We start from the raw sequence: 26,143 nt of genomic DNA on the forward strand, positions 1-26,143 counted from the left end.
TTGATCGCTCTCGGGGCTACGGGGTGCCTGAAAGCGTCGGTGATGAGCGCATGGCACAGATGAACTGCCCCGGCACTCTTCCTCCGGGTGTGAAGCCGGGCGAGCCGTCCTGGCAGCGTGAGAAGCTGTCCCATGGACTTGAAGGGGGTGGCTGGATGACGACGCATCGGCATCGGAAGGACCGCAAGTCTGCGGGCGGCCTCCTCTGCGGCGCTTTTGTCTGCGTGATGTTGACCGCCGGGACCGGAGATCGTGCGCCCGCCCTCCTGGCGTCAGGACTGCTCATCAGTGCCCTGATGCTGTACCGGAGGACCGTCGAGCCGCGGCCCTACGCCTACTGGCCCGCATGGATGACTGGCTCTGTGATTGCCCTGCTCCTTGCCTGGGCTTCCACCGGGACGCAACGTCTCCTTCTGCTGCCATTGGCCGCCATCGAGGCCGCCGCTGCGCTCGTGCTTTTCTTGCTATGGCGGCGCCGCAGGGATGGACGCGGCGACTGGATTGTGTGGAACCCGAACGAGCGCAAGGTCCTGCGCCGGGAGTGGACCCGACGGGACGCGGTCGGATGGGCCGAGTTCTACGGTCGGTCTTGTGCCGTGAGTCGCATCGACTGGTTCCCCGAGCTCGCCACTGAGGTGCCCCTCTACCCGGATCGTCATCGGCCAGGCCAGCTGATGCCGCACCTCGGGCCCTTGGCGGAATAGTTCCGTCGGTGAAGGACAGCGTCGCGTCTGTAGCCGCCACCCGCTACATGCGCCCGCCACCGGTAATGGCGTGCCTCGGGAACGCCCCTGACGACCCCTGAACAGCACCTGCCCCGGGGCCGATCACTTCTGGCCTACCCGCTATGAGCGCACCTGGGCCAGATCGTTGCGGAAGGCGATATCCGTCCCCTGGACGTGGTCCTGGGCCACGATCGGCCCGTGTTCCCGTTCCAGTTGGGTGTAGGCGGCACGCCCGGACCCTTCGTTGCGATATCCGGCCCACCGGGTGAGGTCCTTGCGTGTGAGTTTCACTCCAGCCTCCTGGTGGGCGAGGTATATCCGTTCGGCCCGCTGGCGCTTGCTCTCGTTCTCCGGGGTGGGCCCCAGATCGATCGCCGGCGGACTTGGGCTGTGGTCTCCCTCGATGGCGTCGCCGTCTTCGTGGGTGCCATCCTGTTCGTCACTGCTGCCCGTGTCCCCGCGCGGCGCTTTCGCAGCCTCCTCGGCTGATTCGGCCACCTCATCCGTCGCGTCGTTGCCGGCGGAGGAGTCCTCGTCGGGATGCTCGAGCGAGGTCGCCTGACCGGCCTCGGTGGCGACGGCCGCAGGGTGCCGCGGCAGACGTGAGAGCGAGCGGTCAACGGGCCTCTCCAACTCCGTCTCCGACAGGCAAGGTGGAAAAGCCCGGTAGACATGGCCCTCGCAGGAATCCGCGCCGTTCTGCTCGAGTTCGGGCACGACCGGTTCGACACGTACCGGTCCTGCGATCAGCGGCTCATCGGCGGCTCGGACTGCGAACCCGAGACGGCTGCGGCGCAACGGCCGGAGTTCCTCGCGCGTCGCCTTTCGTCGCCAGCGCCAGCCGTACGCGTCCCGCAGCTCCTGGCGGTAGTCCTGCTTCTCCTGGTACAACGCCAGCGCCACCTCATACGAGGAGATCGTGCTCGGCCATAGCTTTCTGCTGCGCCAGATCAGCCATGTTGACCACGGGGCGAGGACCCATCGGCCTAGCGAGAGCGCGTAGTCCTCCCGCCCCGCATCGCGCGCCGTCGCGGTCTCGACGGCATGCCGGACGGCCTCAGTGATCGCGATGAACAACAGCGGAATCGTCGCGTGCATCGTCGAAGCGAGTATGTCCGGATATGCCGCTGCCGCGTTGAACGCCACTGTGGCAATGGTCAGCAGCCACGCGATGTGCCGCAGCAGGGGGTACCTCAACTCCGCCCAGGTGAGAGCGAGATCCAGACTCAGCATCACAATAATGCCAACATCAATACCAAGCGGAAATAGGGTTGCGAACCACCCAAAGTCTTTCTCAATCGCCAGGTCCCGGACCGCCGTGTAGGAGCCGACAAAGCCGGTCATGGCGATCAGGAGCGAGCCGAACCCGATGATCCCGAACGTCACCCGGCGCCCGCGGGTCCATACGATCCGGCGGCGCCCGCGCGCGGCTGGCGCCACATTCCCGAGATCAGCGGTGATCGTCATGGACCAATGCCCCCTTCGTTCGTCCCAGTGCGCGCAGCGCCGTCACCATAGAGGTGTGCTCAGTGGCGGCCGTGTGACATTCCGCCCTTCCGCAGTTCTCGGTGATCGCGCTCTTGAATCTGAACGGTAGGAGCCCGAACCCGCCCCCTACGCCGCGATCCGGCCCACGGGCCATGCTGTGACCTGGTCGTTGCCTTCACCATCACCGCCAATCCCCGTCGAACTGACGACCGGACTGACCTAGGCTCCAAGATTCCGGCACGTGCCGGGGCCAGAACCACGTGCCTGGGGGCCGCTGTGATGACCGCGCTGACCACAACCGTCGCCGTACTCGCCGGCTTCCTGGCCGGCACCGCCGCACGCTCCCTGCTGTTCACCTGGACCGGGCCCTCCCACGCTTGGCATCGGCACTCCTGCCTCGCATACAGCGCACCAGCCCGAGCAGCGATGCCGCTCCTTGCCCCGCCGCGAGACCGGTGTGCGCCATGCCGGAGCCCGTGGTCATCCCCCTATCGCGGCTTGCCCGGGGCGATGACCGCTCTCGCTTTTGCCGTTATCGCCGCAAGCGGCCAGACAGGATGGCTAGCTGCCGCGCACTACTGGATCGCCGCTTGCGGCACGGCACTCGCCCTGATCGACGCGAAGGTTCACCGGCTGCCCAACGTCCTTACCCTTCCCGCGTTCGTGGGCACGATCGGCCTGCTGGCGGGCGCCACAGTCAACGGAGAACAGGGCAGCCTCACACGCTCCCTCGCGGCCGCGGCCTCGCTTGGCGCTGGCTTCCTCCTCATGACCTTCGGCGGCATCGGGCTCGGCGACGTGAAACTCGCTCCCACCCTCGGAGCCCTGCTCGGTTGGAACAGCTGGACCGCTCTCTTCCTCGGAACCCTTGCGATGTTCCTCCTGGCCGCCGCCGTCAACCTGCTCCAGCGCCGCTTCCGCGGGCGCGTACCCTTCGGGCCTTACATGATCACCGGCGCCCTCGGCGTATCTCTCTGGCTGTCGTGAAGTCGTAAACCGTGCAGGGAGTGCGTGTGACGGCAGGACTATCCTTTGTTTGCCGCGCCAACCTCGAGCCGTTCTCAATGTCAGTGGGGCGTCGGATAATTCCGATCATGGTCCACGCCTTTCCTCTGACCCTGCCCGCTTCGGTGGTCAACGCGCACCGCGTCGATCTGACCGCCAAGCCCTCCGACGGACTGCACTTCACGGTGTTCGACGTCGGGTCGGCTCCGTTCGGCGATACGTACGTGCTGGGCGGAGTGCGCCGCTACCGGACGTCGCCGGAATCCCCGCGGGATCCCGCCGAGGAGAACTTCACGTACGGGTTCATCACGCGGTACTCGGCGGACGGCTCTCCTGTGGACACCGCCCTGTTCGCGCAGCCGCACCCGGACGGCTCCCCTTCGGCGATCCCCGAAGCCGGGGACATGACTCTTGCAGTACTGCCCGACGGCACGGTCGCCCTCAGCCAGAGTCCGGGCAGCACATTCCTGCTCTCCGCCAACCTGAGCCGAGTCCTGGAAGCCTGGCGGATGCCCTTCGGCTATTCCATCGAGGAAAAGGGGCCGGGTGACCCGTACGCCGTCTCCCTCTCGGTCACTCCGTCAGGCCGGCTTCTGGGCGTGACCTCCGAGTACGGGCTGAGTAACTGGGCCGGGGCACAGCCCAACATCGTCGCCCTCTCGGAACCCGGGAGCAGCCTGGCCCCCGGGGCCAAGGCCACGTTGCAGGCGATCGCCTCACTCGATGACCGAACCGCTCGGCAGACGGAAGCAGACTTGCGCCCGCACGTCCGCTTCCAGGGCGCCCCGGTCGGCGGGGACAACCGGCCTTCGCCCTCGCTGACCAAGCTGGTCTCGTCGTACGCACGCAGCCCCTACGAATACAGCGACTGCACGCTCGGACGGCCCGCGCCGCTCGGCGACGACCTCTTCGTCGTTCCGGTCTTCAGCCGCATCTACCGCTCCGGCAACCGTGGTGGGGCGTTCACCTTCGCCCTGCTGGACGACCGAGGCCGGCTGGCGGGACGCCTGGAGGGCATGGACCTTTACAAGGACAGCCCCTTCACCGGCTTCTGCTTCACCGTGGTCACCGATCCGCACCGGGCGAGGGCCTTCCACCTGAACCGCTACGGCCTCTACGCATGGGGCGCGGACGGACAGTTGCGGGCCGGGATGTCCACCGAGGACACGGCGCTCAAGGCCCTCACGCACTTTGCCCTCATGGATTGCACGCCTGCCGGTGAGCTCCTCCTCGTCCACCGCACGCAGAACCTGGTGCTGCACGTGCCGATACCGGAGGACCTGGATGAGCTACAGAGAGTCGTGGAGACCGCGTTGAAAACGTACAGAACCCAGCGCACGGCACTGAAGAAGCGCTTCGCGCCGGTGAACTGGCACTGGGTCGAGCAGTCAGCGCGGGTGCACCGGCTCTGAGCTTGCCATTCAACCTCCGGTGAGGGATCCACTGGGCGCGGGAGGGACCTGTTCGAACTTTGTGGTGGGTGTGGCGGGTGCCGCGACACCTTCTGCCGGTGACCGCCCAACGGGCGGATCAGCCGTGGCGACCGTACAGTCGCCAAGAGGCTCGCCCATGACAGGACGGCGAGCCGAGCGGCCCCGCGTTCACTTCGCACGTTACGTGGGGCCGCTCCTGCCTTCTCAGCGGTTCATGCTGACCGCCACCCGTTTCACGTCGCAGATGTCCGGCCCCTTGACCAAGCCCGCCGCCTCGCGAGGGTTGGGACACCCCCGTCCACAGGCGCCGGGTCGCCACGGTCAGCCCATGTCCCGAAGCAGCAGCTTGACCCGGCGCCTATCCAGGTTCGGCTGACCAGTAGCAGCCATGTGCGGACACCAGGCTGAGGGACCGCTCTGCGCGTGGGCCGGGCTGCCTGCCAAGGAGGCGATCGGGGCTGATCTCTCGACGTGACGGGCGGGGCGCTGCGGGGTCAGTTGAAGTCGAAGGTGGCGACGACGGGGGCGTGGTCGGACTCGGGGTACTTGATGTCGGTGGCGAAGGCGATGGAGTCGTCGTGGAGGATTTCGTTGTGGATCTCTGAGCCGCGGTAGTGGGCGAGGAGATTGCGGGTGACGAGCATGTGGTCGATCATCTGGCCGCGGCCGTGGTGGAAGAGTGTGTAGCGGGCCTCGGTGGGGATGGTGTGCTCGATGGGGACCAGGACCCGGGCGGCGAGGTCGCCGTTGTTGGTGTCCTCCACGTTGCCGCAGATTGCGAGCACTGGGACTTCCTCGGGTTCGGCGTTGAAGTCGCCGGCGACGATGATGCGCGCATCCGGGTCGTCGTCGAGGATCTGGTCGATGAGGCGTCTGACTTCCAGGGCTTGGCTCATGCGCTTCATGGAGGACAGGAAGCTGCCCTCGGCCCAGCTGTCGGCGCTACGCCAGATGCCCTTCTGGCGGTCGATCACCTGGCCGGGGATGTCGCTGGGGATCTTGGATTTCAGGTGCACGGTGATGACGTGCAGCAGGCGGCCGGGTACTGCGTGGTCGATGTCGATCTGCGCGTGCAAGATGGGCCGCTCGATACCGATCGGGACCGGCTCCTGGTCGGGGGGTGTGGCGGTGAGTCGCTGGTAGCGGGGCTCGGCGACCAGTTCGTTCTTCAGTTGCTGATGCTTGATGACCGGCAGGTGGGTGGCGATGACCAGGTTGCGCACATCGAAGACGGCGTCGCTCGCGGGCTTGGTACTGACCAAGGGCGCGCCGTCGAGGTTGGTGCCGGCGAGCAGCTCCTTCAGCGCGAGCAAGGCACGCGGCTGCCCGGGGCGCTCCTGCCCGTGGACTTCCTGGAAGCAGACGATATCCGCCCGCAGCCGCGTGATCTGCGGCTTCATCAGCGTGATGCGTTCAGCCAGCGACGGGCGCGCGCCCGCAGCGGTCTCGTCGAAGTTCTCCAGGTTGAACGTGGCAATCCGGATCTGTGTCACAGGTGCCTCCCAGGGCTCGCCATGGCCGGGACACGCAGCGTAACCAGGGCCTGCAGGTGATGACGGTGAGGCGCGCTCGGCGTTCCGCCGACTGCCAGGCGCTCCCGCTGCCGCTGGTTCCCGGCGGATCCCGATCGGCTCCGATCAGTCCAGGATGACGAGTTCCGTGTCGGCCCGGCAGTGCGAGCACGCCTCCACTCGATCGGCGACGGCGCGGTCGCCACTTCACGGGAGATCGGCCGCACGCTCGGTCCGGCCTCGCATGACGATGACCTGTGGCACGCCGCCCGGTTCCTCCTCGCGCTGGCGCAGTTCGTCCTCACGGCGCGGCGGAGCGGTTCGAGGCGGGTTGGCATGGGGTTCCACTCGGGGACAGCGGTGCTGGCCTGCGGGGCGTTCCGCTCGGCGAGCAGCTTCTCCCTCTCCTCGTTCAGGGCCTCGGTCGCGCAGGCGAAGACGCACTGCACGCCGCGGGACTTGAGCGGCAGGCCGGGCGGCCGATGGGCTTCCTCCTCGTGAACGAGTCGGCGGTCGCGTCGCTCACCGGCTGGATCGCCTCGGCCCGGCGCTTGCGCTCCGCTACTTCGAGCACGACGACCAGGCGCAGCGCCATCTGCTCCATGCTGCGATCATCCGTGGCGACGCTTCCGGCGGCCGGGGCCGGCGGCCGATGGTGATCCACCGCTGCAATGTCCCCAGGCTGATGCCCACGAGCGCGGCGACTTCCGGGCGGGTCTGTCCGGCCTGGGTCGACTTCGCGATGCGGGCGATGACGTGCGGGGGGAGCCGACTCGAGCGGCTGGCCTTCGGCGAAGAGGTGTTCGTCATGGCGCGGAAGGTAGGCACACCCGCGCATCTGTGTCCTGCCCCCGCACGTCGCGCGGCACCGATTGACCATGGAATGCCACCTCTGTCCCGGGGGAAAAGTACCGCCGGGTAGCTAGGGTTAATTCGGAAAAACCGAATGCCACAACTCATTGAGTATTCCCGGCTGCTTGTTGATCGCATAAGCGGCCGAGAGCCCCAGACAGCCTAATGCACTCAGCTGCAACGATGCGCGCTTGGTCAGATTCCCGTTGCTGTCGTATCCCCAGATTCTCGCGCACACCACCCCACCGAAGATGATTATCGCTGTGATGCCCACCGTAAGCAATTTTGTCGACGGGTACGGGGTCTTCTCGGCGATAAGGCTGGCTAGGACGATGCCGCCGCCAGCGACCAGCAGCTCGATGCCGATTTCCCAGTCATCCCAGGTGGTCGGCGGGCCGCTGACTGGACGCATCAGAGAGTGCCAGACGGCCGTCACTACGGCCAACACTGCTGTGAGCACTACAACGCTGAGAAACTCTCGAAAATCGGCCACAGCGGTATGTTAGTTACGCGCTACGCCGGAACGCCGCAAGGGCGTTGCGACTGGGTGAGGGAGACAGCAGATCGTGCCGAAGCGTGGCCGAAGGAACTTGTACCACCGACCCGGGCACTCTCCCGGCTGGCTAGCCGCAGGACACCCCAAGGACACCCGTCAGCGTTTCGCAGGGTGTACGAAGGCCATCGGCCTCTTTTTCCTCGTGGTAGGCGTGGGACTACTTCTCGCAATTGTGATCGCCATGGCGGTTGAAGGGAATGTCGGAGCACTTGCCGCGGTCGTAGTCGCTCCGCTACTTGGTGTAGGTGTCCCACTCCTGGTGAAGGCTGTCCACGACCGCTTGGCGCACGCCCCCACCGCTCAACAGCCGGACGTCATCGACCAACCGGTAACTGACCACCGCGAGGTGGAGCCGTACCGGAGGGAAGAGGCGCCGGCGGAAGGCAAGCCGGGCGGGGCTGATCTCATTGACGAGCTGGTGACTGCTCACCGCGAGGTGGAGCTGCTCTTCCGTCTGCAAGCGTCGCTGCCCAGCGGTGATAGGCGGCGTCGGGAGGTGGCAGACGAGGTGCTGTTCGAGCTGGTGTCCCACGCAGTCACGGAAGAGCACAACCTCTATCCCGCTGTCCGCGATTACTTGGAGGGCGGTGGCGAGCTCGCGGACAAGGAGCTCGAGGATCACGCCAAGATCGAGCGGCTACTCAAGGACCTGGAGGACCTATCGGCAGACGACCCGCGGTTCGACAGCCTTGTTTCCCAGCTGATGCTTGATGTCATGGCTCACTTCCGGGACGAGGAGCAGCAGCTCTTCCCCGCCCTGCGCCTAGCGTGCCCCGCCGAGATCCTCACGACCTTGGGGGCAGGGGTCAGGCGGGCAAAGGAGAGGGCCCCAACCCGTCCGCATCCCTCTGCCCCCGATACGCCGTCAGCCAGCAAGCTGCTCGCGCCCGGAGCCGGCCTCGTGGACCGAGTTCGCAGCCTGTACTCCGGCCCGCCATCGCACTAGCTGCCCTGCGGTCACCTTTCACCCGAGGACAGCGGTTGGATGCCGAAGCGCGAACGGTTCACATGGACTCAGGGTCTCGGGGCCGTTCGGCTTACGCCCCGCCAGGTGAGCACAGAGCAGTGGCGCCACGCTGGTCATGTGGACTTCCCCGTGCCGGTCGCCCTCGCCCAGCTTGTGCCGACGCTGCCCGTCGGTGAGGGCTGGTGGTACGAGATGAAACTCGATGGGCACCGGACCGTGCTGTGGCGCACCGCGGACGCCGTCCGCCTCCAGGCCCGTTCCGGCCGGGACGTGACCTCCGTATGGGTGGACATCGCTATCGCCGGGAACACTGAAATCTCCCGTGCGGCGCTTACGTCTCGGGTCGTCGCACTGAACATTTCAGCGCCCAGGTCACAGCCTTGCTGACTGAAATCCTCGGTGCGGTCCGACACGGGCGGCGAGTGCTGCGGCTGCCAGCGGGTCCCGATACTGCGCCCCGGGCGCGTTGGTTGATCCCGCCCGGGCCGCGAAACTTCTTCACACCATTTGGTCGCCAGGGTGGCGACAACGCGCCCCGGCCGTCGCGTCCCCCCGTGCGCGGCGGCGGGGCCGTTTCGTGCCCGCACTGCAGGTAATGGCGGACGGCCCCGCCCCTGCGGGGCGGGGCGGCCAGCACCCGGAAGGCGTCATCGGAGCAAACCGGGCGCGCAGTTGGGGAGTTGCCTGCGAGGCTGTCTCTCCAGATCAGCCGGCACGGGGAATGGACGCACGATGACCGCCAGGAACCTCACCTCCGCACAGCACCGCCGCGTGGAGTGGAAGGTCCTCGACCGGGCCATGGCACGGTTCTCGACCGACTCGCTGATCGTGCTGCTCCAGGCCGCACTCGTCTCGCCAGGCAGCGCCCGCTTTCATGATCATCTGCTGCTGCTGTTCACCCGCGTTCTGCGCACCTCGGCCCGCAGCGGCATCCCGGCTGGCGCCGCCGACCTGCCCGAGCTGGTGGAGGCCGCCGTGCGTGCCGCGCCTGGGCGCGGCGTCGTCACCGACCGGGATCCCAGCGATGTCCGTGACCGGGTGCGGTTCACCGTGGCCGGGGACCACCTGCTGGTCCACCCCGGGCAGCTCGCTCACCCCTTGCTGGTCCTGCGCAGCCTGAAGCTGACCGCGGTGGCTGTCGACGAACCTCTCCACGAGGTTCTTGGATTCGGGGTGGAGGACGTCCTCGAGCTGGTGCTGCGCCTGACCGACCGGAGCCTCGCCGCACTCTCTGCGGCCTGGCCCGAGCCCGAGATCGTCCCGGACGGCAAGGAGGGACACGAGGTCTCATGCCGGGTCACGCCCGCCGAGGTCGCCGCAGCCGCCTCGGTCGCCCGCGCGGACCCCGCAGAACTCGTGCCGGCCGCTCGTTGCCCGCAGCGCGCGGAGCGGGCACTGCAGTGGCTGACGTGCCGCATCGAGGATCTGCCGCTGCGCTACCACCCCGACATGCCGCTGCTCGGCCCGGTACTCGCGGTCACCGCGCTCGGTCAGCGCCTGCCCGTACCGGCCGGTGCCGCAACGGACGCGCTCGCCCCGGCGGTCGCCCGCCTGCTCGCCTCGCTGTCTCCGGCTGGTCTGGAAGCGGCCGAGGAACGGATGCAGGAGCTCACAGTCGCCCGGCTCGCCCAGCTGTTGGGCCTGGAAGCCGTTCCCGCCCGACCGGGCACGGTGTGTCTGCTCTCCTCGCCCAGCCATCGCTACGACATCGCTGTCGTCAGCGCTGTCGCGGATGGCGCCCTGGCCGCGCGCGTCGAGGAAGGCCGGGCCGCGCTCGCCGACGTCCCGGCAGGCCGCGGCCGGCTCGTGGTCTACGGCGGCCCACGGTTCCTCGGGCCGGAGCTGATCCGGGACGCCCTCTTCCTGCACGTGGAGGAGCTGGCCGAGATCCTCCACGGAGCCGAGGGCGACCTCACGGTCCTGGCGCTGTTCGTCCTGGAGCTGACCGAGCACCCCGGCGTGCACGGCGTCTTCTACCGAGACGCGCTCGACGCGTGGTCGGCCTGGCATCACGGCGGGACGCTGCTGCCGCCCAGCCCGGACGGCGACGACGTCGCCGTGGTCGCCGAGGCCGAACGCGACGAGGTCTGGGAACGTGCCGCTGCCCGCGTGGGCGTTGACGAAGTCTTGGCCGCCGCCGGACTCCCTCTCTCCGGGGACCTCCGGCACGCACGGCTGAGCGCACCGGAGGCGGGCGCAGCCGGCGTGTACGCCGACCTTGAGCACGCCTCGTCGGCCGGGCCGCTGGTCGTGCGGGCGGCTACCGTCCCGCCGCTGGCGATCGTCGCCGTCCCCTCCCGCGAGCCGGGCGCCGTCCTGGACGCGATCGGTATCGCCGGAGTCGCCGACTCGCTGCGCACCGCGCTCACCACCATCGCTCCGGCTGCCGCCCATGCCACGTTCCCCGACGGTGCGCCCCTCGTCGTGCAGGTGACCGTCGCCCATCATGCCCACCCGCACGTGGCCGGCCCGGATCCGGACACCTTGCCGCCGGGTCTCGCCGGTGGCGGCATGAGCGGTGAAGGCGATCCGTCGACGCAGGAGTGGCTTCTGCTGCGCGCCGGTGCGGACCCGGACGCCGGGTGGATGGGCATCGACATCGACCCGCCGTTGCTCGCCGCGTTCACCGGCGACGGCCGCCAGGGGCACCACATCCTGGGACGCCTCCTGCACCACCTGATCGAGCAGGTTCGCCGCGGCCGGGGGGCTGGACCGGGCGTCAACGCGGAAGCCTTCATAGCAGCCTGGAACACCGCGCACCCGGTGCTGCGCCTGGCCGCCGTCACCAACAGTTGGCCCGGCACGGCCCCCGCCTTCACCCTGCCGCGCTCCCGTCACGTGCACGCTCGGGCCCTGCGCTCCGCAGCGGCCGCTGTACGGCGCGCCGACGTGTCGGCGGGCACCTGGCGCGGCCCCGACGCCTACCGCCGGGGCGGGCCCGCCGAGCAGTTGCTGCGGGCTCTGGAGAGTGAACTCGTTGAGCAGATCCGCGCCTACCAGCCCGCTTTGGTGGGGGAGTTGGCGCGGCAGTTGAACGCCGCCTGGGCCGATCGCACCCGCTCGGCCCAGCAGAGTGCGGTGAACCTCGCTGCCCCCTGGGCGGCAAACTGGATTCCCGAGGCCGGGCGGCGCCAGGTCGACGGGGCGAGGGCCACCTCCGCCCTGCACCTGCTGCTGCAGCAGGCGCTCACAACCCCGCCCGCTGGTGACCGGCCCGTCGACGTCCTCGCCGTCGCCGAGCTCGTGGCGCTGGCCGAGCTGGTGCTGCACAGCGGCATCACTGCAGTTGCCGCCGCCCGCCGCCTGCACGACCTCCACCTGGACATCGACCCCAGTGGCATTTTCACCCTCACTTCCGGCCCAGGCCCCGGCGAAAGCGAGACCGGGCCAGCAGAGGCCACCGCGAGCGGCGAGCACCTGGGCTTCGACGCCGATGCCTACCATCGCGCCCGGCAGCAGCGCCTGATGGCCCAGGCCGTCGCCGGGGAGCCTGAACTCCTGGATGCCGCCGCCGTACTAGCCGCCCCGGCCGCGCACGCCGAGGCCGCGTTCACCCCGCCCGATCTGCCCGCGGGAAGCCAGCTCGCGCAGGCCGCTCGTCTGCTGCGTCAGCATTGGGGCTGCGGTTTCGCGGCGCTCGGGGCCGTTCTCGCCACCGCGGCCGACTGGCCCACCGGACCGGACGGCACTGCTGCCGTCACCACCGAGAATCTGGTTGCTGAGACCGCCGCCTGGTCCGCCCTGCCCGCCGATCACATCCGCGCGGCCGTTGCCCGGCTCCGGCTGCACCCGGGCAACGCCGCTGGCACCGGCCCGCACTCCTACACCGAAGTCGAACGCCGGTCCCGGCCCTTGACTCATCCCCTGATCGCCGCCAGCTAGACGCTGATCGTCCTGCCCTGGCTCGCCTTCGCCGCCCGCGAGGCGTACGCCGCCTATCTCGACGACGGCCGGCTCCCGCACCCCGAACTTCCCGCCCCGGTCACGCAGGCGCTGCTCCGCCATCGCCAGCAGCTCGACAACCACCTCGAGCGAGAGATCAGCGAGGCAGTTCGTGTCGCTGGGCTGCCGCACCGGTTCCGCCTCTTGGAGAAGACGGCAGCCCGCCTCGGCGTTCCTGACCTGATCGGAGAGATAGACCTCCTCGTCGCCGATTCGGCGACCGGGCGGCTGTGGGTGATCGAGGCGAAGAACCCCACCGGGGCCGTCGCACCGCACGCGCTGATCCAGCACATCCAGAAGTTCACGACCCGCTACCGCGACAAGCTCCTGGCCAAGGCCGCCACCGTCGCTGCCCACCCGAACCAGGCAGCTGCGGTCTGTGGCGTCACCGGCGAATATGACTGGCGCGTCCTGCCCCTGATGGTCACTCGCACCATCGAGCCTGCCGCTTTCCTCGCCGACCCCCACGTTCCATACATCACCGCCGAGCGCCTCACCGCAGTCCTGGCCAACCCCGCCGACCCCGAACCCGGCTGGATCCCGGCCACTGAACCGGCGCACTGAAGCGGGCCCGCCGCGCAACCTCAGTCGGCCTGCCTGGACCCGTTGCTGAATGGGCCCTGCAACGGTGGCGCCATTCAGCGCACCAGTTCCTGCGGTCAGCGGCTTGGAGGCCCGGACGATGGCGAAGGGCATCCCGTCCGCCACGGGAAGAGCCAGGGTGATCTCGATGCTGGTGAACCCGCGACCCGGGAATCCACTGGCAAGCGAGTCCAAGCTGCGACCTTCGAGCCGCGGTCACCCCTGGCGCGAGAGTCGGGCGGCGCACGGTCGTGTCCGCAGATGCCGGGGTGCTCGGGACCGCCGGGGGGCCGATGAGCAAGGGCGGGACGAACCCCCGCCAGGCTGGGGCCCCGGCTGATGACGCCTGGCCGCGGCCTGGATGGGGCGCCCGAGGACGGCGTGATTCCTCAGCCGTCGCCCGCCAGGCCCGATCCAATGCTGCCAGTGGACAAGCAGGCCCATGCCGCAGCCCAGGAAGCCACCGCCGTGCTGGTGCGCCAGAGCAAGGTGAGTTCGAGAGCCTCTTCCATCCAAGGTGAGGTGGGGCACCCTGGCTTCAGCGCTCAGGTCTCTAGAGCAGGTTCCAACGCGATGTGGTGTCGTTGCGCCGAAGGCCTTCAATGCGACGTTCGACTTCGGCCAGACTCCCTGGTGCGTGTCCCGTTTTGCGGGCGTTTGTGGTCACCATGCGCAGTTCTCGAATGGCCGCAAGGGTGGTGTACCCGGGCCAGCGAACGATGTCGAATCCGTAGGTGTCCGCGAAGGCCTGGTAGTGCGGCTGACCGTAGCCAAACCGCCGGCAGTGAACCTCTATGGTGACCAGGTCCCACTCTGGTTGCCCCACAGTTACGGTGTCCCAGTCGCAGAGCACAGCGCCGCCGTCGGCGGTATGCAGGGCGTTCCGATGCTGGGGATCGCCCTGGATTACACCCTCCGGCAGGGCGAAGGTAACTTCCCGAAGCTTTTCCTCAAGACAGTCGGCCCGGGCCTGAAGGAATCGGAGGCCACTCGCCGACACCGAGGTGATCGCGCTGAGTGATCGGCGGATGGCCCGGATGTTGTCGTGCTTGGGTAGCTGGAGCGGACGCGGAGTCAGGGTATGCAGTGCATAGAGCGGCTTCGCGAGCTGGGCCGCATCCACTGGCCTTTCCGGCTGAGGCAGATAGGTCCAGAAGGTCGCCGCGTGCTGGCCGACGACAACTGGTTGATCAATGTCGAGCAGCGGCACGGTGGGGAAGCCAACGCTCATCAGCTCTCGAACGAACTGGACAGTGCGCGACACGTCCTCGATCCGGGAGCCCTTACGTGCGATCTTGACAACCACCGGGACTCTGCCGAGACGGATGACAGCGTTGGTCTGCCCTCGGAGGAGGTGCGCGTCGGCGCTGTCGAAGCCAGCAATCGCACAGGCTTCCTCCAATACTTGGTACATCTCGGACTTTTCGAACCCGCCGGGAATCGGTACTGGTGGTGTCATGCGACCAGGCTCGCTGACATTCCTTCGTGCTGTCACGTTTGCCCAGGCGGGAGCTCAAGGATCTCGCGTAGTTCGCGGGCCGCTCGGCTGCCACGCACCGCTGCCGGGAGCGCATGGATGACGTCGCGGGCTCGTTCCTCGACGATCGGCGTTCTGTGGGCTGGTACAACGCGGAGGAACACGGATCCGGCCAGTTCGCAGGCTTCTGCGGGGCTGTGCTCGCGGGCCAGGCAGATGGCCGCTTCAAGGCTGAGTAGCGTCGGATCGATTCCAGTCTCGGCGGGGTAGAGGGCCAGCGCCTGTGCCTGAACCTTTCGGGCTTCGACGGTGCGGCCGAGAGCGGTTAGCGTGCCGCTGCGGTAGAGGAGGAACCGTCGCTCAGGGAACGAGAAGGCGTCATCTTCGCCATGCGATCCCACCTGATCGAACATCCCTGCCGCATAGCGGAGGGCCGCTTCCGCACCCTTGCTGTCGCCGAGCTTCGCGAGGGCGCGCGCCTCGGCTGCCGCGGCGAATGCTCCGGTGGCGGTGGGCCGGCCGCGGCAGATCATCCGTGCGTCCCGCGCGAGCGCGACGGCTGCGGAGAGCGGGCCGTAGTAGAAGGGCAGCATTGCAGCTTGAGCTCGCACCCTGGCGCGCAACTCCGTATTGCCGCTGTCGTCTGCGGCGTGCCGGGCTGTTCCGTACCACGCCTGGGAGCGGTCGAGTTCACCCAGTTTCATCAAGGCGTCAGCAATGAGGGTTGCCAGCATGGCGGTCAGTTCCGAGAGCCGGACCTGCACGGCAGCCGGCTGGCGATCGGCTGCCAGGTTCTCGATGTCGCCCAGATGGCGGAGGAGAACAGTCAGCATCGGGCCTGGGGGTGTGTAGACGTATTGCTGGCGAGCCCACAAGACCTGCTCGTCGAGGAGGTCCAGTTGACCGCTGCTGACCGTCGCAGCGGCCAGGGTCCTGTCGACCGCGCGGCGAGCAGCGTCGACGGAAGCTGCCAATCGATCAGATTCGGTCGCCCCATGGCCCTGAACGGCACGGGAGGCCACCATTGGGACCAGGTCGTTTGTCAGGGCCGCCCTAGGCGGGGCCCCTGTGGCTTCAAAGCCCAGCTCGCCTGGGCCGCATTCGTAGAATTCGCATAGAAGGGCGATGGCCTGCGGCCTCGGGTGGTGCCGGCCGGACTCCCAGTGGCCCAGCCTGATTGCGTCGGCCTTCGGAGCATGTTCGCCAAGTCTCGGGCCGAGGGATCGCACCCCCTCTGCTGCTTCCTTCTGCGTGAGACCTCGCGCCAGGCGATGAGCTCGTAGCTGTGAGACGGAGCAGTGTTCGTGGATTATCTGTGCGATCTCGAGGGCGGTCTGCCCGGCGGCGTCGCCTTGCAGTCGTAAGCGCTTCGCGCAGGACGGTGCATGTGGCTTCATTCGCTGCTCCATGTGAGGTTCCCTCCTCCTCGCTTCGTCGAGCGTAATAGTGGTGACCTCGCCTTGTGTTCCGTTCCGTGTTTCGTCGCAGATCTGCGAAGCCAGCTGCGAGGGCGTGGTACCCGCGTCGCAGATCTGCGACTTGCGATAGTTGCCCAGCCGAGTCCTGTCCAGGAACTCTTGCAGCTCTCGGAAACCCGAGACTCAAGCTGCTCACTGGTTAGCGGTCCTGACGCCGCTGCTGGCGAGCTTGCGGGAGCTGCCGGCTGTTCATTGAATTGCCCGCAGCTCCCGCAGCATAAGCGGGAGGTGGATCATGGTGACGGCCGTGGAAACGAGCCCAGCAGTGTTCCTGAGTGCTCTGGCGCGCCAAGACGGCGTCGCGCGAGCCACTGTCGAAGTCGAGTCTGGGGCCAGCTCCGTGCCGCTGGCTCGGCGATTCGCTCGTAACTGCCTTGCTGATTGGGGCTTCGCGCGGAAGGGCGACCTTGCGGAACGCGTCGTTCTCACCGTGAGTGAGCTTGTCACCAACGCGATTCAGCATGCCAGGACCCGTCCCGCAGGTGAGACGGAGGTCGTCGTGCTCTCCTGCTGCTACAGCCCGGGTATCGCTCTCGGAGTCTCGGTGACGGACAACTCCTCCACTTCGCCAGAGATCCGCCCATCCTCGTGCGAGACCCGCGGTCGTGGCCTGGTGCTCGTCTCCGCGGAAGCGGACTGCTGGACGACTACGCGGCGCGGCACAGGCGGGAAGGAAGTCTGGGCCTTCTTCTGCAGCCCGGCCGCCGAACTCTGCGCATCGGCCTGACGCGCGCCTGAAGCCCTTCACTTCGTATGGGAGACGTTGATGATCGTCGCTGTTGCCGGCCTGCCACGGACTGGTAAGTCGACTTTGGCCAGGAACCTGGCCAAACGGCTGCCTGGGCTCCTGCTCGACAAGATCGCGGTGCGCGACCACCTGTTCCCTGGCGAGCGCAGCGCGGCCTCCCGGGCACAGAATGACTGGAGCTTCGAAGTCGTTCTCACGGCCGCTGCGTGGAACTTGGAAGGGACACCAGGCGGGGTCGTTGTACTCGACGGGCCGCCACTCACCCGCGGGCAGGACGTCCGCGCTCTGAATGGGTTCGCGTCGGGTATCGGGCAGCCACTCAAGGTCATCGAGTGCGTGTGTCCGACCGAGATCGCACTCGGACGGGGGCGAGGCGAGTCCGGGCCCACGCCCGCATCGTTCGACATCCTCATGCCACGTCGGGAACCGATCCCGGACCCGAAGATTGTCGTGGATACCACCTTGTCTAAGGACCGCTGCCTCGCGCTCGCCCTGCAGGGTTTGCGAGGGGCAGATGTCGGCGCGCAAGCCTCAGCAGGGCTGACCGGCCAATTCGGGTGAGCGGTACCGCCCCGATCACCGGCCAAAGCTGCCGTCTTCACCTTCCCGGACCGACATGGGAGTTCCGCGATGTTTTCCACGCCGAAGGATCGTTCCATCGTCACCACGGTGGCGGCCGTCGGTGGCAGAATCCCCCGCGCCGCGCGGTCAGGGAAGCCCGCGCGCGATCCCGTCGATGCTGCGCTCGAGACCTGTGCTCTCGTCCTGGGCGAGGACTCGCCCCTGCCGGAGACCGACCGGGACGTGGAGGACCTCGTCCGTCTCTTGCGCGCCCACATCATGCTGCTCGGCATCGGATTGGCAGCTGAGTTCGCACTGCTCAAACGCGCCCGGGAACTGAGCGCCGCAGAGCTCCCTAAGGGGTACACGCCCTCCCGGGTCCACCTGCGGAAACTGGCCGAGGCCACGCGCGGCCTCATTGAAGCCCGACGCGACCTGGACGAGGCGGAGGACGCAGTGCCTGCCGACAGACGGCGGGGATGGGATGTGCGTCGGCTCAGACCGCTCAGCCGCAACACAACCCGCATCGTGGTGTTCACCGTGGCCATGATCACGCTGATCATCGCTGGATCCACTCCGCCAGGCTGACGCCACCACCGCCACCACCACGTCTGCTGACAGTTCGACACGCTCCTGCGGACATTCAAGAACTGCCGGCCATCCCCGTTACGGCACGGCACCCATGAAGCCCCCGACGGAACACACCGTCCTGACCGGAGAGCTGATGACTCCCCTACTGAGCACTCGCCACCCCTGGCGGCTGCACCTCAGCGAGGCCCCGCTGCCTGCCATGCTGCCGCGCGAGACCGATGTGGTCCGCGTCAGCGTGGGGCTCGGCATGGCCGCGCTCGACGCGATGATCGATTCCGGGAATCGGGTCGGTCCGCTGCTGTGCTGCATCACCCACCAAAGGCTGCTCGTGCCGGTCGAGTCCGGTACCGCACATCTATGGAGTGCCGCGCACTCGGTCTGCGACACAGGACCGTCGCTGCAGTGCTCGAGGCAGGCAACCGAGTCGGTCTGCCACCACCGCTTCTGGGTTGCCCCGCCCGAGTCCCGGGCCCACCCGACTACCGACCCGCGGATCTTGCACGACCGCCTCAGCCTGGTGCGCGCCCAGATGCGCAACGTCGGCCGGCACCCGATGGGTCTCGTACGGGAGGCGTGCCGTGTCTGATCACGCAGCCCAGGCTCCTGTGCGCTCGAGCCGACGCCGACGCGCACACGCCGGCCACGGCGTGGACCTTCCGCACGCGTTCACCGCCAGCGCCCTGACGGGAGCGGCTGTGGCCGGTGGCTGGCTGCTCGACGACTTCGACGTGCTGCCCGCCCCCGGCGGCATCGCGACAGCTGTCGCCGGGGCCGCCTGCGTGTTGTGGTGGACCGGGTCGCGTGCGCTCGCGGCCCGCAGGGGCCTGGTGCGGGGGGAGCAGGTCCGTGAGGAGCGTGATGGCGCTCTCCGGGCCCTGGAAGCGGTCTTCGCTGCCATCGATCAGGGCCGGCGGAGCGTCCGCTGGGCGGCCGAGCAGGCTGAACAGGGCACTGTGCACGACAACTTTGCACCTCCTTCCGTTCCGTCGCGCACCGGGGATGTGCGTACCGACGTCGTGCCTCTGCTGGAGCAGGCGTTCGAGGAGTCGTGGAAGACGGTGCTGATGGTCGCGGCCCGCCAGCACCAGAAACACCAGAGACTCACCGCCCAGGCGGAACTCGCCGAGATCTTCAACTCGATCGCCCCTCGGCTGCAGAGCCTGAACGCCCGCAGCCTCATCGAGATCTCCGAGGTCGAGCGGAATATCGAAGACCCGGAACTGATGGCCAAGGTATTCCGCGTCGACCACCTTCAGACCCAGATCCGGCGCGCCGTGGAAAGCCTCGCCGTCCTGGGCGGCAACACCCCTTCGCGGGAGAGCGCACCCGTCCCGCTGGCCACGGCAATACGGCGCGCCATCCAGGAGATCCCCGAGTACCAGCGCGTGCGTGTGGCGCCGTCCCAGCACACCTCTGCCGAAATGCCGGGCTACGTCAGTCCGAACGTTGTGCACATGCTCGCCGAGCTGATGGAGAACGCCACTGCCTTCTCCAGCGACAGAGTGGAGGTTTTCACCCACCAGGCCGGCGGCGGGATAGCCATCGAAGTACTCGACCGCGGCACCGGCATGTCACAGCAGAAGCGGGAAACACTCAACCGTCTGCTGGCGGCCCCCGAGACCGAAGATCCGCGCGCCCGCCTGCGGGAGGGCAGGATCGGCCTCCTGGTCGCCGCCCTCCTCGCAAAGCGCCACAAGATCACCATTCAGCTGGGGCCGAACATCGTCGGTGGAACCCAAGCGGTCGTGGTCATCCCGCCGGACCTGCTCCTCTCCCCCGACATGCAGACCCATGGCAACATGCCCCCCGCTCAAGGCCCGCGTCCTATGGCGTCCGGCCCGGCGCGGCGGATGCACGCGATGCCAGGTCCGGACGACACGGCTGAGCTGCCCCGGCGCGTCCCGCCTGCGCTGGTGGGGGAGGCAGCCCCTGCAGCCTTGTCCGTGCAGAGCGAAGGCCGACCGCCGCTGCCGCGTCGCGGTGAGGCTGCGAAACGGGTTCCGCCTCCGGCACAGCGAGCGCCGAACGGGCCCGCGACCAGCGGGCTGATGGCGAAGTTCCGTTCCCGCAGGCCGGCTGGAGACGCATCCGAGTCTGACCCGCCCGGTGCCTGAGACACCTTCTGTCCGCTCACGACTTCATTCCTCACCAGGAGACATTCATGCACAACGACGGCACCCCCACCACCGGCACCTCCGCGCGCGAGCAGCTCGGAGGACTGCTCGCCGGGCTCATCAAGAAGGCGCCTGGGACCACCCGCGCCCTCCTCGCCGCCGGTGACGGGATCAAGGTGGCCTGGACCGAACAGCACGTCGATGACGCCGACAACCTGGCGGCCGTCATCTCCGGGCTGTACTCGCTCGGACGGCAGCAGTTCAAGGACACCGCGGGCGGGATTCGCCAGGTGGCCGTCGAGCACGACGGCGGCAGCCTCTACGTGATGAGCGCCGGCGCCGACTTCACAGACGACAGGGCAGTGAACACGGTCTTGGCCGTTGTGGCCACGCCCGACGCGGACCCCGGTCAGGTCGGCTACCAAATGGAGGCCTTCGTCAGGGGCCTGGAAGAGCACCTGGTGGTGCAGGCCCGACCCAGCACGTTCACCGGGTCGGGGCTGTGACGTGGCGTCCGGCGGCGGCTGGACCGACAGCTCGTTAGAGGATGTCCGCCCTTACACGATCACCGGGGGCCGCACCCACTCGCATCACCCGCTGCACCTCACCACCTGCCTGATCACCCGGCCGGCCGCCCCCGGGACGGCTCACCCGAGCCCTGAGGGCGAGGCGCTGCTGCTGCACTGCAGCGGCGCCCCTCGCTCCGTTGCCGAGCTCGCCGCCCGGCTCTGCCAGCCCGTGCAGGTGGTGAAGGTCCTGATCGGGGACCTTCTCGACTGCGATGCGCTGGCCCTGGCCAACCCGGAAGGCGCCGCAGGTCACGACGATATCCAGCTATTGGAGGCACTGCTTCATGGCCTACACACTCGGCTCTGACCATGGAAGTGCGGCGGCCCTCATGGCGCAGCTGAAGATCGTGGTTGCCGGCGGCTTCGGCGTCGGCAAGACCACCATGGTCGCCACGCTCAGCGAGATACCGCCCCTGGCGACTGAGGAAGTCCTCACCGACGCCGGCCGGAGCATCGACGACCTCACCAAAGTGGCGAGCAAGACGACCACCACCGTGGCCATGGACTTCGGCCGGATCACGTTCCCCGACCCGCCCCACCCCATGATCCTCTTCCTGTTCGGCACACCGGGACAGGAGCGCTTCTGGTTCGCCTGGCCCGACCTCTCGTACGGAGCAGTCGGGGCGGTCGTCCTCGCCGACACCCGGCGCCTGGAGGACTCCTTCGCCGCAGTCAGCTACTTCGAGCAGCTGGAGACACCGTTCGTCGTCGCCGTCAACGAGTTCGACGACGCCCACCGCTACCCGCCCGACGAGGTACGCCTGGCCCTCGAGCTTGACCCCGGCGTCCCCGTACTCACCTGCGATGTCCGCCAGCGGGCATCGGCCATGACCGTGCTGATCCGGCTCGTCGAACACAGCCTTCGAAGCCGCGGTCACCTCACCTCCGGAGCCCTCACATGACCTTCTCCGCCAACGTCCCGTACCCCGACGCCCCGCAGATGGAGCGAGCAGCTCTGCTGCGTGCCCTCGGCCTGGAAGGCCCGGAACCGGAGCTCGACGAGTTCGCCGCGCGACTGGCCCAAGAGGCCGGCGTCCCCTACGCCATGGTCAACATCTTCGGAGCCGAGCAGCAGTTCTTCGGCCTGCACACACCCGGAGAGGAGAGCGAGCTGCCGACCGTCGGCCGCAGCATGCCCCTCGACAACGGATACTGCCCCGAAGTCGTTGACCGCAAGAAGGCCCTGGTCCTGCCCGATGTGTTCGCCTCGCCGCGATTCTCGGGCAACACCGTCGTCGACCGCATCGGGATCCGCACCTACGCCGGCGCTCCCCTCCTTCACGGCGACACGGTGCTCGGCACCCTGTGCTTCGTGGGCCCCGTGGAACGGGACCTGAGTACCGGCCGGCGCTCCCTGGATCTCATCAAGCAGCGCCGCGACGACCTCATGAACTTCCTCTACCAGCGGGCCGACATCCAGCCGTAGCCCGCCTTCGCACCGCCGTACGCCCAATGCGCGACCAACAGGGAGGGGAGCCCGAACAATGTTCGACGACTATCTCGCAGAGCGTCACCATGAACTCCGTGCAGAGGTCCGCGACTTCGCGGAGTCCAAGGTTGCGCCGCGCGTGGCGGACATGGAACGCACCGGAGAGATCGAAACCGAGCTCGCGTCGGCCATCGCCCGCCAGGGGTGGATCGGCGTCACCGTCGACCAGGCGTACGGCGGCATGGGGGCCGGTCACCGTGCCAAGACCATCATCATCGAAGAACTTGCCCGTGTGTGTGGGGCGATGGGCGCCATGGTGCAGGCGTCCCAGCTCGGCGTCGCCAAGGTCATCCACTACGGGAACGAGCGGCAGAAGCGTCGCTGGCTGCCACGGTTCGCGCAGGGCAGCTGCCTGCCCACGATCGCGGTCACCGAGCCGGGGAGCGGCAGTCACGTCCTGGGCATGGAGACCACCGCCCGCCGCGACGGCGACAGCTACGTCCTCAGCGGCCGGAAGTCGTATGTCGGCAACAGCCACATCGGCCATGTGCACGGGGTCGTGGCCCGCACCGGCACCGGGTCCAGGGGGCTGACCGCGTTCCTGGTCGAGGCCGACCAGCCTGGCCTGTCGCTCGAGCCGCACATGCGAACACTCGGCTTGAAAGGATTCAGCTTCGGTGAACTGCACTTCGACGAGTGCCGCATACCTGCCGCGAACCGGCTGGGGAACGAAGGCGACGGGCTCGACGTCGCCTACTCGTCCAGCATGCTGTACGGGCGCCCGAACCTGACCGCTGTGGCCCTCGGTATCCAGCAGGCGATCCTCGAAGAGACCGTCCGGTTCACCATCGAGCGCCAGCGCTACGGCAAGCCCCTGCACGACCTCTCCACCATCACGGTCAAGATCGGGCAGCTCCAGTCCTGGCTGATGACGTCACGCCAGACGGCCTATCACGCCGCGTATCTGCTGGACACGGGTCAGCCGTGTGACGCCGAGCTGATGAACGCCAAAGTCGTCAACGTCGAACTGGCCATCGACTCCGCCCGCACCGCCATGGAAATCCATGCGGCAGCCAGCCTGTTCACCGACCGCCCCATCGAGCGCTACGTACGGGACGTTTTCCACCTCTTCGCCCCTGCCGGCACCTCGGACATCCAGCTCCTTCGTCTCGGCGAACTGGCCCTCGGCCTGAACAAAGGCCAGTGGTCGGAGCGCCTGGCCGCAACAACGAACGCCGACCACGCCTCGGCCGCCGGGCTCTGACTTCACCCGCCCCCGCCACCACCATCCACCCGCAGCCGCACCGTTGAAGGACCAACCGTGACCGTGATCGAGGACTACGCCCTGGTGGGCGACATGCAGACGTCCTGCCTCATCAGCAAAGTCGGTAAAGCCGACTGGATGTGCCTGCCGACCTTCGAGGCGCCGGCAGTTTTCGCCGCGCTCCTCGGCACCGACGAGCACGGCTCCTGGCAGATCCGTCCCCAGGGGCCGGCCACCTCGGCACACCGCTATCTGCAGGACACGCTCATCCTGGAAACCACCTGGCGCCGCTCGGACGGAACAGTCCGCGTTCTGGACTTCATGCCGCCCCACCCCCCTGGCTCTCCGGGCAGCCCCCAGCTCATCAGGATCGTCCAAGGCATCGCGGGCAAGGTCCGTATGGTCTCCCGGGCCCGCATGCGCTTCTCCTACGGCCAGGTCGATCCCCGCCGCGAGCGCATCCCCCATGCCTTCGGCTCGACCAGGCATCGAGCGGTGGCCGGCAGCGATGCGGTCTGGCTGGACAGTTCCGTCCCCATGACCGACCACGACGACCACACCACCCGGGCCGACTTCATCATCCAGGAAGGCGAACAGGTGGCTTTCGCACTCACCTGGCAGCCCTCGCACCTCGACCCGCCGCCCTACCCCCACCCCGACCAGGCACTCGTCCAGACCAACCGCTTCTGGACCGACTGGGCGGCCCGCACCACCTACACCGGCCCCTACAGCGAAGCCGTGATGCGCTCCCTCATCACGCTCAAGGCCCTCACCTACGCGCCGACCGGCGCCATCGTCGCCGCACCCACCACGTCCCTGCCCGAAGAGATCGGCGGCTCCCGCAACTGGGACTACCGCTACACCTGGCTGCGTGACGCCGCGATCACCCTCGCCGTCCTCGTACGCACCGGATACCTCGACGAGGCCGGCGCGTGGCGCGAATGGCTCCTGCGCGCCGTGGCGGGCGACCCGAGCCGGCTGCAGATCATGTACGGCATCACCGGGCGCCGCGACCTCCCGGAGAGAGTCCTCGCACACCTCCCGGGCTACGAGAACTCCCGCCCCGTCCGCGTCGGCAACGGTGCCGCTCACCAGCTCCAGCTCGACGTCTACGGCGAGGTCATCGAAACCCTGCACCTGAGCCACCTCGCCGGCCTCGACCACCACGACGACGCCTACCAACTGCAGATCGAACTCATCGAGTACCTCGAGCGCGCCTGGCGGGAAGAGGACGAGGGCATCTGGGAGATCCGCGGCAGGCGGCGCCACTTCGTGCACTCCAAGGTGATGGCGTGGGTCGCCGTCGACCGCATGATCAAGCTCGTCGAGTCCGGCGACGCCACCGGCCCCGTCGCACGCTGGCGTCGCCTGCGGCAGGCCATCCACGACGACGTGTGCGCCAACGGGTACGACGCAGAGCGCAACACCTTCACCCAGTCCTACGGCTCCCAGGAACTCGATGCCGCCCTGCTGCTCCTTCCGCAGGTCGGGTTCCTCCCCGCGAGCGACAAGCGCGTCATCGGCACGGTCGAAGCCATCCAGCGCGAGCTCTCCACGGCCGAGGGCCTCATTCGCCGGTATCCGACCGCCGGACGCGAACCCGGCATCGACGGCCTCCCAGGGGACGAGGGCAGCTTCCTGGCGTGCTCCTTCTGGATGGTCGAGGGCCTGGCCATGATTGGCCGGAAGGACGAGGCCCGCCGTCTGTTCGACCAACTCCTGACGCTGCGCAACGATGTCGGCCTCCTCGCCGAGGAGTACGACACCACGGCCGGCAGACAGCTCGGCAATTTCCCGCAGGCCTTCAGCCACTGGGCACTTATCGGGGCGGCGCTCCGTCTCGAGTCCGAGGGCGCCACCGACGCCCCCCGCGATGTGGGATCCCAGATCCCGTGTTCTTTTCCCGCCGGCGATGTCCCTCGCGTGGCCAACGGGACACGGGGATGGGAATCCGCGGGCGAAGGGCCCCCTACCGCGCCAGGAGCGGCGCCACGGCAGAGGAAGCGGACACGTCCACGCTACGACGACCAGCGGGCACCGGGTGGAGTAGCCACGAAACCCGCTGCTCGGATCGAAGCCACTGGACAGCCCGACGCGGAACCCACACGCGACAACGCCACCACCTCAGCCTGAACCTGCCGCCGGCAGCAGAACGGCCGACGCCGAGGTACTGACGCACTCGGCTTCACGCTCATGTGGGCCCCAGGAACCTGTCGTTCGTCCCCAGCCGTCACCGCACTGTCGATGCGCCAGCCCGCCCGCACTGTCCGGCCGTGCCCGCACAACTCCAACACCACGAAGTCCGCGACCGCAGCCACCAAGGAAGACGATGCCCGCCAGACCGACCAACCCCTCAAAGGCTCTCCGCCTGACGCCCACGCAGGTCCAGATCATGGAACACCTTGCCGAAGGAGCCACCACCAGCGACACAGCATCCGCGCTGGGCATCAAGCAAGGAACGCTCGACGGGCACCTCCGGCAGATCGGCAACAAGACCGGCGCCTCGAGCCGCCCCGCGCGGGTCCACGCCGCGCTCACCACCGGCCAGCTGAAGCCGCCACCGGCCCCGGAGGAAAGGCCCGACTTCTCCCCCGCCGACTTGCTCCTGCTGTCCGCGGTCGCCGTGCACTCCACAACGGAGGAGATCGCCAAGGCAGCCGGCGGACTGCCGCAGAGCACAGTGCGCCCAGCCATCAAGGCCTTGGTGGACACGGCCGGAGCGAAGAACGCCGCCCACCTCGTCGGCCTCGCCCACGCGTGGGGACTCCTCGGCCCGGGCCGCGATCGCACCACGGACACGCAGACGGCCTCAACGCTCACTGGCGGGCTGCGATGACGGGACGGCCTGACA

At 68.2% G+C, this 26,143-nt stretch carries 25 protein-coding genes and 1 pseudogene; 20 read left to right on the plus strand and 6 right to left on the minus strand.

All coding sequences use genetic code 11. The annotated features are described in order from the left end of the window. The coding region (locus tag OGH68_RS00005) for an LPXTG cell wall anchor domain-containing protein (protein ID WP_264241172.1) at window positions 1-704 on the plus strand (704 nt) is incomplete at its 5' end. 141 nt (window positions 705-845) lie between these two features. Here the strand turns inward: OGH68_RS00005 and OGH68_RS00010 are convergent. Further along, a complete protein-coding gene (locus tag OGH68_RS00010) occupies window positions 846-2,192 on the minus strand; it encodes a DUF2637 domain-containing protein (RefSeq protein WP_264241173.1) in 1,347 nt (448 codons plus the stop codon). A 531-nt stretch (window positions 2,193-2,723) separates the two neighbouring features. Between OGH68_RS00010 and OGH68_RS00015 the strand changes: the two genes are divergently transcribed. Both OGH68_RS00015 and OGH68_RS00020 read left to right on the plus strand, forming a co-directional pair. Continuing rightward, window positions 2,724-3,200: an A24 family peptidase gene (locus OGH68_RS00015; protein WP_264241174.1), complete on the plus strand. Its 477-nt coding sequence runs from the start codon at window positions 2,724-2,726 to the stop codon at window positions 3,198-3,200. Window positions 3,201-3,220: 20 nt separating this feature from the next. Beyond that, window positions 3,221-4,630, plus strand: coding sequence for a hypothetical protein (locus OGH68_RS00020; protein ID WP_264241175.1), 1,410 nt, complete (start codon window positions 3,221-3,223; stop codon window positions 4,628-4,630). A gap of 515 nt (window positions 4,631-5,145) precedes the next feature. Here the strand turns inward: OGH68_RS00020 and OGH68_RS00025 are convergent. After that, the gene (locus OGH68_RS00025; RefSeq protein WP_264241176.1) at window positions 5,146-6,144 is read right to left on the minus strand and encodes an endonuclease/exonuclease/phosphatase family protein; all 999 of its coding nucleotides are present in this window, start codon (window positions 6,142-6,144) and stop codon (window positions 5,146-5,148) included. A 180-nt stretch (window positions 6,145-6,324) separates the two neighbouring features. Here OGH68_RS00025 and OGH68_RS00030 point away from each other — a divergent pair, with 180 nt between their 5' ends. After that, window positions 6,325-6,663 carry a hypothetical protein gene (locus tag OGH68_RS00030; protein ID WP_264241177.1) on the plus strand — a complete coding sequence of 113 codons (339 nt, stop codon included), beginning with the start codon at window positions 6,325-6,327 and terminating at the stop codon, window positions 6,661-6,663. A gap of 60 nt (window positions 6,664-6,723) precedes the next feature. Here OGH68_RS00030 and OGH68_RS00035 read toward each other — a convergent pair whose 3' ends face one another. Both OGH68_RS00035 and OGH68_RS00040 read right to left on the minus strand, forming a co-directional pair. Further along, the gene (locus tag OGH68_RS00035; RefSeq protein ID WP_264241178.1) at window positions 6,724-6,972 is read right to left on the minus strand and encodes a hypothetical protein; all 249 of its coding nucleotides are present in this window, start codon (window positions 6,970-6,972) and stop codon (window positions 6,724-6,726) included. A gap of 118 nt (window positions 6,973-7,090) precedes the next feature. Then, window positions 7,091-7,507 carry a hypothetical protein gene (locus tag OGH68_RS00040; RefSeq protein WP_264241179.1) on the minus strand — a complete coding sequence of 139 codons (417 nt, stop codon included), beginning with the start codon at window positions 7,505-7,507 and terminating at the stop codon, window positions 7,091-7,093. Window positions 7,508-7,916: 409 nt separating this feature from the next. On the opposite strand from OGH68_RS00040, the gene OGH68_RS00045 reads away from it, so the two are divergent. The 4 genes from OGH68_RS00045 (at window position 7,917) to OGH68_RS00060 (ending at window position 13,043) form a co-directional block, all read left to right on the plus strand. Then, window positions 7,917-8,516: a hemerythrin domain-containing protein gene (locus OGH68_RS00045; RefSeq protein WP_264249830.1), complete on the plus strand. Its 600-nt coding sequence runs from the start codon at window positions 7,917-7,919 to the stop codon at window positions 8,514-8,516. A 105-nt stretch (window positions 8,517-8,621) separates the two neighbouring features. Beyond that, window positions 8,622-8,924, plus strand: a complete 303-nt coding sequence (locus OGH68_RS00050; RefSeq protein WP_264241180.1) for a hypothetical protein — start codon at window positions 8,622-8,624, stop codon at window positions 8,922-8,924. A 345-nt stretch (window positions 8,925-9,269) separates the two neighbouring features. After that, window positions 9,270-12,419, plus strand: a complete 3,150-nt coding sequence (locus OGH68_RS00055; RefSeq protein ID WP_264241181.1) for a hypothetical protein — start codon at window positions 9,270-9,272, stop codon at window positions 12,417-12,419. A gap of 204 nt (window positions 12,420-12,623) precedes the next feature. Further along, a complete protein-coding gene (locus OGH68_RS00060; protein ID WP_264241182.1) occupies window positions 12,624-13,043 on the plus strand; it encodes a hypothetical protein in 420 nt (139 codons plus the stop codon). A 571-nt stretch (window positions 13,044-13,614) separates the two neighbouring features. On the opposite strand, the gene OGH68_RS00065 is transcribed toward OGH68_RS00060, so the two are convergent. Together OGH68_RS00065 and OGH68_RS00070 are read right to left on the minus strand one after the other, a co-directional pair. Then, entirely contained in the window at window positions 13,615-14,520 is a 906-nt protein-coding gene (locus OGH68_RS00065) for a phosphotransferase (RefSeq protein WP_264241183.1), read from the minus strand. A 32-nt stretch (window positions 14,521-14,552) separates the two neighbouring features. Further along, window positions 14,553-15,947, minus strand: coding sequence for a helix-turn-helix transcriptional regulator (locus OGH68_RS00070; RefSeq protein WP_319020165.1), 1,395 nt, complete (start codon window positions 15,945-15,947; stop codon window positions 14,553-14,555). 304 nt (window positions 15,948-16,251) lie between these two features. Between OGH68_RS00070 and OGH68_RS36270 the strand changes: the two genes are divergently transcribed. From OGH68_RS36270 to OGH68_RS00125, 12 genes and pseudogenes are all read left to right on the plus strand, one after another. Then, window positions 16,252-16,743, plus strand: a complete 492-nt coding sequence (locus OGH68_RS36270; protein ID WP_413470907.1) for an ATP-binding protein — start codon at window positions 16,252-16,254, stop codon at window positions 16,741-16,743. A 39-nt stretch (window positions 16,744-16,782) separates the two neighbouring features. Next, window positions 16,783-17,325 carry an AAA family ATPase gene (locus OGH68_RS00075; protein ID WP_264241184.1) on the plus strand — a complete coding sequence of 181 codons (543 nt, stop codon included), beginning with the start codon at window positions 16,783-16,785 and terminating at the stop codon, window positions 17,323-17,325. A 69-nt stretch (window positions 17,326-17,394) separates the two neighbouring features. Further along, window positions 17,395-17,913: a DUF6415 family natural product biosynthesis protein gene (locus OGH68_RS00080; protein ID WP_264241185.1), complete on the plus strand. Its 519-nt coding sequence runs from the start codon at window positions 17,395-17,397 to the stop codon at window positions 17,911-17,913. 136 nt (window positions 17,914-18,049) lie between these two features. After that, window positions 18,050-18,502 carry a hypothetical protein gene (locus OGH68_RS00085; protein ID WP_264241186.1) on the plus strand — a complete coding sequence of 151 codons (453 nt, stop codon included), beginning with the start codon at window positions 18,050-18,052 and terminating at the stop codon, window positions 18,500-18,502. 61 nt (window positions 18,503-18,563) lie between these two features. Next, window positions 18,564-20,030 carry an ATP-binding protein gene (locus OGH68_RS00090; protein WP_264241187.1) on the plus strand — a complete coding sequence of 489 codons (1,467 nt, stop codon included), beginning with the start codon at window positions 18,564-18,566 and terminating at the stop codon, window positions 20,028-20,030. Between the two features lie 47 nt (window positions 20,031-20,077). Beyond that, window positions 20,078-20,536 carry a roadblock/LC7 domain-containing protein gene (locus tag OGH68_RS00095; protein WP_264241188.1) on the plus strand — a complete coding sequence of 153 codons (459 nt, stop codon included), beginning with the start codon at window positions 20,078-20,080 and terminating at the stop codon, window positions 20,534-20,536. A 1-nt stretch (window position 20,537) separates the two neighbouring features. Beyond that, window positions 20,538-20,906 (plus strand): DUF742 domain-containing protein, encoded by a 369-nt coding sequence (locus OGH68_RS00100; RefSeq protein WP_264241189.1) that lies wholly within the window; start codon window positions 20,538-20,540, stop codon window positions 20,904-20,906. Beyond that, window positions 20,884-21,501 (plus strand): GTP-binding protein, encoded by a 618-nt coding sequence (locus tag OGH68_RS00105; RefSeq protein WP_264241190.1) that lies wholly within the window; start codon window positions 20,884-20,886, stop codon window positions 21,499-21,501. The genes OGH68_RS00100 and OGH68_RS00105 overlap by 23 nt, the downstream gene beginning before the upstream one ends. Further along, window positions 21,498-22,025 carry a GAF domain-containing protein gene (locus OGH68_RS00110; RefSeq protein ID WP_264241191.1) on the plus strand — a complete coding sequence of 176 codons (528 nt, stop codon included), beginning with the start codon at window positions 21,498-21,500 and terminating at the stop codon, window positions 22,023-22,025. Before OGH68_RS00105 ends, OGH68_RS00110 begins: the two co-directional genes overlap by 4 nt. A 58-nt stretch (window positions 22,026-22,083) precedes the next feature. Continuing rightward, on the plus strand, window positions 22,084-23,292 hold the full coding sequence (locus tag OGH68_RS00115) for an acyl-CoA dehydrogenase family protein (protein WP_264241192.1): 1,209 nt from the start codon (window positions 22,084-22,086) through the stop codon (window positions 23,290-23,292). A gap of 42 nt (window positions 23,293-23,334) precedes the next feature. After that, a pseudogene (locus OGH68_RS00120) lies at window positions 23,335-25,149 on the plus strand (glycoside hydrolase family 15 protein); the annotation flags it as partial. Between the two features lie 472 nt (window positions 25,150-25,621). Beyond that, window positions 25,622-26,128: a helix-turn-helix transcriptional regulator gene (locus tag OGH68_RS00125; protein ID WP_264241193.1), complete on the plus strand. Its 507-nt coding sequence runs from the start codon at window positions 25,622-25,624 to the stop codon at window positions 26,126-26,128. The last annotated feature ends 15 nt before the right edge of the window (window positions 26,129-26,143 follow it).

Source organism: Streptomyces peucetius (assembly GCF_025854275.1).
Classification (GTDB): domain Bacteria; phylum Actinomycetota; class Actinomycetes; order Streptomycetales; family Streptomycetaceae; genus Streptomyces; species Streptomyces peucetius_A.

What these genes read in the sequence shown, in the direction of transcription:
- OGH68_RS00085 (WP_264241186.1), top strand. Translation starts at nt 18,050, where the DNA reads ATGACTCCCCTACTGAGCACTCGCCACCCCTGGCGGCTGCACCTCAGC.
- OGH68_RS00115 (WP_264241192.1), top strand. Translation starts at nt 22,084, where the DNA reads ATGTTCGACGACTATCTCGCAGAGCGTCACCATGAACTCCGTGCAGAG.
- OGH68_RS00065 (WP_264241183.1), bottom strand. Translation starts at nt 14,520, where the DNA reads ATGACACCACCAGTACCGATTCCCGGCGGGTTCGAAAAGTCCGAGATG.
- OGH68_RS00075 (WP_264241184.1), top strand. Translation starts at nt 16,783, where the DNA reads ATGATCGTCGCTGTTGCCGGCCTGCCACGGACTGGTAAGTCGACTTTG.
- OGH68_RS00105 (WP_264241190.1), top strand. Translation starts at nt 20,884, where the DNA reads ATGGCCTACACACTCGGCTCTGACCATGGAAGTGCGGCGGCCCTCATG.
- OGH68_RS00010 (WP_264241173.1), bottom strand. Translation starts at nt 2,192, where the DNA reads ATGACGATCACCGCTGATCTCGGGAATGTGGCGCCAGCCGCGCGCGGG.
- OGH68_RS00015 (WP_264241174.1), top strand. Translation starts at nt 2,724, where the DNA reads ATGACCGCTCTCGCTTTTGCCGTTATCGCCGCAAGCGGCCAGACAGGA.
- OGH68_RS00095 (WP_264241188.1), top strand. Translation starts at nt 20,078, where the DNA reads ATGCACAACGACGGCACCCCCACCACCGGCACCTCCGCGCGCGAGCAG.
- OGH68_RS00125 (WP_264241193.1), top strand. Translation starts at nt 25,622, where the DNA reads ATGCCCGCCAGACCGACCAACCCCTCAAAGGCTCTCCGCCTGACGCCC.
- OGH68_RS00070 (WP_319020165.1), bottom strand. Translation starts at nt 15,947, where the DNA reads ATGGAGCAGCGAATGAAGCCACATGCACCGTCCTGCGCGAAGCGCTTA.
- OGH68_RS00110 (WP_264241191.1), top strand. Translation starts at nt 21,498, where the DNA reads ATGACCTTCTCCGCCAACGTCCCGTACCCCGACGCCCCGCAGATGGAG.
- OGH68_RS00035 (WP_264241178.1), bottom strand. Translation starts at nt 6,972, where the DNA reads ATGACGAACACCTCTTCGCCGAAGGCCAGCCGCTCGAGTCGGCTCCCC.
- OGH68_RS00055 (WP_264241181.1), top strand. Translation starts at nt 9,270, where the DNA reads ATGACCGCCAGGAACCTCACCTCCGCACAGCACCGCCGCGTGGAGTGG.
- OGH68_RS36270 (WP_413470907.1), top strand. Translation starts at nt 16,252, where the DNA reads ATGGTGACGGCCGTGGAAACGAGCCCAGCAGTGTTCCTGAGTGCTCTG.
- OGH68_RS00080 (WP_264241185.1), top strand. Translation starts at nt 17,395, where the DNA reads ATGTTTTCCACGCCGAAGGATCGTTCCATCGTCACCACGGTGGCGGCC.